The organism is Azotobacter chroococcum (assembly GCF_004339665.1).
In the GTDB taxonomy this organism is placed as follows: domain Bacteria; phylum Pseudomonadota; class Gammaproteobacteria; order Pseudomonadales; family Pseudomonadaceae; genus Azotobacter; species Azotobacter chroococcum.
The window spans coordinates 1-4,186 of record NZ_SMMU01000077.1; the positions used below are offsets into that span (position 1 = coordinate 1).

3 protein-coding genes and 2 pseudogenes are annotated in these 4,186 nt (G+C 63.6%); 2 read left to right on the forward strand and 3 right to left on the reverse strand.

Annotated features, from left to right (window positions below; translation table 11 throughout):
- A pseudogene (locus EV691_RS22920) lies at positions 1-132 on the reverse strand (IS4 family transposase); the annotation flags it as partial.
- A 113-nt stretch (positions 133-245) separates the two neighbouring features.
- Entirely contained in the window at positions 246-1,310 is a 1,065-nt protein-coding gene (locus EV691_RS22925) for an MBL fold metallo-hydrolase (protein WP_242672655.1), read from the reverse strand.
- Positions 1,311-1,599: 289 nt separating this feature from the next.
- Between EV691_RS22925 and EV691_RS22930 the strand changes: the two genes are divergently transcribed.
- A complete protein-coding gene (locus tag EV691_RS22930) occupies positions 1,600-3,540 on the forward strand; it encodes an aconitate hydratase (protein ID WP_131302099.1) in 1,941 nt (646 codons plus the stop codon).
- An 87-nt stretch (positions 3,541-3,627) separates the two neighbouring features.
- On the opposite strand, the pseudogene EV691_RS22935 reads toward EV691_RS22930, so the two are convergent.
- Positions 3,628-3,810, reverse strand: a pseudogene (locus tag EV691_RS22935) (zinc ribbon domain-containing protein); the annotation flags it as partial.
- Between the two features lie 116 nt (positions 3,811-3,926).
- On the opposite strand from EV691_RS22935, the gene EV691_RS22940 reads away from it, so the two are divergent.
- On the forward strand, positions 3,927-4,186 hold a 260-nt coding region (locus EV691_RS22940), incomplete at its 3' end, for a helix-turn-helix domain-containing protein (RefSeq protein WP_131837571.1).

Below are 4,186 nucleotides of genomic sequence, written 5' to 3' on the forward strand. Positions count from 1 at the left end.
GGAAACCAGCGACATCAGCTCGACCACCGTGGAAAACAGCAGCTCGCGTGGATACTGGCGTTGCCGGTGAGTCTCGAACACTTCGTCGATCCAGGTGGCCGGCATCGCCCGTTCCAGCGCCAGACGTGCCATGACGCTGGCCGGTGCCTGCCTCTCGAAGCGCGCCAGAACTGCATCCCACATCGTCTTACCCTCCCGCTTGATCCTCGGGAGAGTTTACGCAAACACCTTGAAAGGGCTGTCTCTTAGCCCCGCGGAGTCACGCCAGATGGGATGCCCGGACGGTTACGCCCGGTCTCCTGCGGCGCAGCGTCTTGCCAGTCGCCCTCGGTCCCCCCACGCCACCACGGCTCCACCGCCTCGATCCGGGCCGGCTCGACCGGCTCGCCCAGCTGTGGCATCACCAGCCCCTCCGAGGCGTGCGCCAGCAGCACATCCGCTGGCTGGGACCATGAGTGCATCGCCAGGTTGAAGGTGCCCCAATGCACCGGCAGGAAACGCCCGCTGCCCAGTTGCTCCCAGGCCTTCAGCGCATTGTCCGGGCCGAGATGCACATTCCCCCAGGCCGGATGGAAGGCGCCGACCTCGAGCATCACCAGATCAAACGGCCCGAGCCGCTGGCCGATGTCGGCGAAGACCGGCGACAGCCCGGTGTCGCCGCTGAAGAACACCGCATGCCGCTCGCCGCGCAGGGCGAAGGACGACCAGAGCGTCACGTTGCGATCGCGCAGCCCACGTCCGGAGTAGTGATGTGCTGGCGCGGCGGTGATCGCCAGGCCTCCCGGCAGCACCGTGCGTTCCCACCAGTCGAGCTCGACGATACGCTCGGCCGGCACGCCCCAGGCTTCCAGATGCAGGCCGACGCCGAGCGAGGTGACGAAGGGCACCCGAAGCTTGGCAAGCGCCCGGATGCTCGGGTAGTCCAGATGGTCGTAGTGGTCGTGGGAAATCAGCACCGCATCGAGCGGCGGCAGGGCCGCGATATCGACCGGCACCGGATGGAAGCGCTTGGGGCCGAGAAAGGGCAACGGTGAGACGCGCGCGCCCCACACCGGATCGGTCAGCACCCGGTGGCCGTCGATTTCCAGCAGCACGGTCGAATGGCCGAGCCAGGTGGCCCGCAGTCCGGTTTCGACGGGGCGGGCCCACGTGGCGCGTGGGTCGATGACGGGGAGTGGCCGCGCCGGCGTGCGGCCTTCGCCGCGAAACATCAGGTCGGCCAGAGTCGGCCGCCCCTCGGGCACGCGCTGTACGCTGGGGTGGTAGGTGTTCGCGAAGCCGCCGTCGGCATACTGCCTGGAGGCCTGCATGCGTTCCAGCCTGAATCCATGGGCACGTCGGGCCGAAAAAACCATCCTGGATCTCCTGTGAAGTCGTGTTCGGTGTTCGAGCTGGGTTTTCCGCTCGAAGGGACGGGTTTGCGTGTGTCCCGGCATCCCGCAGCTAGGTGGAGTGAGGAAAATCTCCTTCGCTCTGAGCTGGGCTTGTGCCAGCGCCCATTTTATTGGCGGAAAGCTGATGGCCTGGGGTATCGGGCCAAGCTGTTTACTGGGACGCTGTATAATTAAAAACATGTACCTTCTCCTCCAGGAGGGTCCCATGCCGAAAAACGTCACCCAGAAATTGATCGCGTCTCACCTGCTCAAAGGAGCAATGTGCGAGGCTGAAGAAATCGCGATCAAGATCGACCAGACCCTCACTCAGGACGCCACAGGCACGATGGTGATGCTCGAACTCGAGGCAATGGGGCTCGAGCGCGCCAAGACGGAGGTCTCGGTGCAATATGTCGACCACAACCTGCTGCAGACGGATTTCAAAAACGCCGACGACCATCTTTTCTTGCAGAGTGCCTGCCGACGCTTCGGCATCTGGTACAGCCGTCCGGGCAACGGGGTGAGCCACCCGGTGCACATGGAACACTTTGGCCGGCCGGGACGCACCCTGCTCGGTTCGGACAGCCACAGCTGCGCTGCCGGGTCGATGGGAATGCTCGCCATTGGTGCCGGGGGGCTGGAGGTGGCGATGGCGATTGCCGGAGAGCCCTTCTACGTAAAGATGCCGCGCATCGTCGGCGTCAGGCTGACCGGCAGCCTGCCCGACTGGGTCAGCGCCAAGGACATCATCCTGGAGATGCTGCGCCGCTACGACGTCAGCGGGGGTGTGGACAAGGTCTTCGAGTATTACGGGGATGGGCTGCAGGGCCTGAACGCCATGGACCGCCACGTCATCGCCAACATGGGAGCGGAACTGGGAGCGACGACAAGCGTCTTCCCTTCCGACGTCGTCTTGAGGGAGTTTCTTGCCTCTCGTGGCCGCGAAGAGGCGTGGGTCGAGCTGGTCGCCGACGAGGGTGCCACCTACGACGAGGAGATCGAGATCGACCTCGCCTCTCTTGTGCCGATGATCGCCTGCCCCAGCAGCCCCGGCAACGTTGTCCCCGTCAGCGAAGTGGCCGGAAGGCCGGTACGCCAGTGCGTCGTCGGCTCCTCGGCCAACCCAGGCCTGCGGGATTTCGCAATCGTGGCGATGATGCTCGAACAGCATGGTGTCCACGAGGACGTCTCACTCGACATCAACCCCACCTCGCGGCAGATTCTGGAAAACCTCTCCGCGCTGGGCTACCTCGGCACCCTCATCCACCGTGGCGCACGCATCCACCAGGCGGGTTGCGGCGGCTGCATCGGCATGGGTGAGGCCCCGGCGACGGAAAGCATCAGCCTGCGCACCATGCCGCGCAACTTCCCCGGCCGCTCGGGCACCAAGGAGGACAAGGTCTATCTCTGCAGCCCCGAGACGGCCGCCGCTTCGGCAATCACCGGGGTCATCACCGACCCCCGCACCCTCGATTTCGCTTATCCCCACTTCAAGGAGCCCGAGCACTACATTCTCAATACCGAGGCTCTCGCCCCGCCGGCTGAAGACGGCAGACTGGTCGCCCTGATCAAGGGGCCCAACATCGCCTCCTTGCCCGAGTTCGACCCGCTTCCGGACGCACTCTCGGGACCGGTACTGATCAAGACCGGCGACAACGTCTCCACCGACGAGATCATGCCCGCAGGCGCGAAGGTGCTGCCCCTGCGCAGCAACATCCCCGAGATCGCGAAGTTCACCTTCTACCAGATCGACGAGGGATACTACGACCGGGCAATGCAGCAGCAAGGAGGTACGTCGTTCATCGTCGGCGGTGAGAACTACGGCCAGGGTTCGAGTCGCGAACACGCTGCCCTGGCCCCGCGCTACCTCGGTGTACGTGCGGTGCTGGCCAAGAGCTTCGCGCGGATCCATTGGCAAAACCTGTGCAATTTCGGCATCGTGCCGCTGAGCTTCGAAAAGGAAGCCGACTACGATGCGATCCGCTCCGGTGACCGACTCAGACTGCCCGACCTCAACGAAGAAATACGGCGCGGTGATCGCGTTACCGTCATCAACACGACGCAGGAGGCCACTTTCACGATGCGCAATGCCATGACACCGCGGCAGGTGCAGATGGTCCTTGAGGGCAGCATCATCAAGATGTGTCGCAGCTGCCGTCAAAGTTGACATCTTCCCCTCCCTCTCGCTAACGCTCGCCGCCATAGGCGGAAAGGAAGGGATTCCCACTACTGGACCCGCGAGAATGTTCTTGGCCGCGTTCACATCGCGGTTGTGAGTGACGCCACACTCACTGCAAGTCCACTCCCTTACTCCAAGTCCTGCGATACCTTTCGGCCTCGAATCGGGCAGACAGCCACAATTCGAACAGGCTTGGGAGGCCCCCCTTTCAAGGTCTTTTGCCTTTCGAGGCCTTGATGAGGCGGTCGGTGGAGACATGGGCGCGAGCCGTCGCTGGGCTGAGCAGGGTCATCGGCGCCTCGGTCGGTTTCGTTTCGAGCGTTCAGCTTACTAAACCTATCGAAAGTATTGTCATATTGAGAGGCAATACCCCCATGAAATGCAAACGAAACTCCGATGGTCGGGCAATCGACCACCACTCCCTCCAGGTCATGCGCCAACAGGCGATCAAGGCCGTTCGCGAAGGGCAGACAGTCCAAAGCGTGGCGGTCGCCTTCGGCGTCAATATCCGCAGTGTCTTTCGCTGGCTGTCCGACTTTGCCAATGGCGGACAGAACGCCCTGCTCGCCAAGCCGGTTCCCGGACGTCCGCCCAGGATCAGTGCCGAGGAAATGCGCTGGCTGGCACAGGCCGT